This is a genomic window from Pedobacter sp. 01T416_2, assembly GCF_056398925.1.
In genome coordinates this window covers 1-1,549 of the sequence record NZ_JBFTQI010001058.1, presented here as the reverse complement: position 1 = coordinate 1,549, position 1,549 = coordinate 1, and the positions used below count along the sequence as shown (strand labels likewise).

The window sequence follows — 1,549 nt, the reverse complement described above, 5'->3', positions numbered from 1 at the left end:
TTTTAACCTGCAGGCTGTTGCGCAAAAATGCGGCTTAACTGAGAATATAATTCCGGATGTTTTTCCCTTAACTGTTCAGGTTTTTCAAAGAAATATTCAGAAACCACAGCAAAAAATTCAGCCTGATTGGTAATGGCATAAGGGTTAATATCCGATTTATTGTCTTCAATTTTTTCCATTTCCTCATGCATCATCTTAATCCAGGGCAAAGTATATTCATGTGCAATTAAATTCTCTGGAACACCATCTGTTGCGCCGTCAGATTTATCCAAAAGGTGCACAAATTCGTGTATAGCCGTATTTTCTTTCCCTGCACTTTTAGAAAAACCATGTCGCAAGGCCGAGCGTGATAAAATCATCTGTCCATTCATATAACCCGTTCCTACCATACCCATAATATTCCTTTCGCCACCTTCAAACTGAAAATCTTTATTAAAAGTATCCGGATACAATAAAACGCTAGTTAAGTTTTTGTATTGCCAATCGTCAAAACCAAAAATGGGGATAACTGCGCTCGAGGCAATCAGCAACTCGTCTAATGTTGTCATTTCTAAACCCACCGCTTCTATCTTAACCGTGCTGAAAAACGCGGCCACTTTCTGCTCAAACCTCAGCTTATCCGTCGAATCGAGATTATGGTAATACCCTACATAATCATCCAGTATCTTTTGGTCTACATCCGTTAAAGGCTCAACAGTAGCCTTCTTTTTTTTAAGGATGAGATAAAGGGCAATTAGAAAAATAGGAATTAAGTAGGCAAGTGGAAGCGAGTTCATAATAAGGATTGTACGGATTTAAAGGATTGCACAGATTTAGGGTGATTATAAGAATTTAACAGATGGAGAGATAAGGGTTAGCTTTCGATAATTTCTAATTGGGTCAAAACAYCCTCGCGTGTAACCGGATAAGGTTGATTGTTGTTTATTGCTTGATAAACAGCTTCGAAAAGCGGTAAATAACTTCCTACTTCTGATGGAATTGTCTCCTCGGTTTTATGGCCTTCAGCATCAATGGTTGTTAATAAACCATCTTTACTTGCGGGCTCAACGCCGTACCCCGGATCGGTTAATTTCATACCCGCCAGCAACTGTTCTTCCTGAATATCCGTTCTTTGTTTAATAAAACTTCCATTTACGCCATGTAAAACAAATCCTGCCTGTGGGTTTACCACCAACATGCTCGAAGTAACAAAAACATACAAACTATTAGGGTAACTCAGTTGGATCGAGAAATAATCGTCGACCAAAGTACCTACCCTATTCTTACCCAGAATTTTATGGTAACTCAATGGTTTGCCAAACAAGCAGATTACCTGGTCTAACAAGTGCGGGCCTAAATCGTATAAAAGTCCGCTGGCCTCTACCGGGTTTTCTTTAAATGCCTTCGGCCCAATTACATTTCGGTAGCGATCGTAACGCAGGTGCATTTCGTTCAATTTCCCCAGTTTACCGCTTTCAATTACCTTTTTAACCGAGGTAAAATCACTGTCCCAACGGCGGTTCTGGTAGAAAAAGATTTGTTTTCCTACACTATCGGCAAGCTCAAAAAG

General features: G+C 39.7%; 2 protein-coding genes. Both read right to left on the bottom strand.

Annotation, left to right across the window (positions count from 1 at the left end):
- Positions 1–2: 2 nt before the first annotated feature.
- Positions 3–776: a M90 family metallopeptidase gene (locus AC1DPQ_RS27315; RefSeq protein ID WP_477579953.1), complete on the bottom strand. Its 774-nt coding sequence runs from the start codon at positions 774–776 to the stop codon at positions 3–5.
- 77 nt (positions 777–853) lie between these two features.
- Positions 854–1,549: Gfo/Idh/MocA family oxidoreductase (locus tag AC1DPQ_RS27310; RefSeq protein ID WP_477611500.1), on the bottom strand; the 696-nt coding region annotated here is incomplete at its 5' end.

Bases quoted from the DNA above. Each gene is read 5' to 3' on its own strand.
- AC1DPQ_RS27315 (WP_477579953.1), bottom strand. From the start codon at position 776: ATGAACTCGCTTCCACTTGCCTACTTAATTCCTATTTTTCTAATTGCC.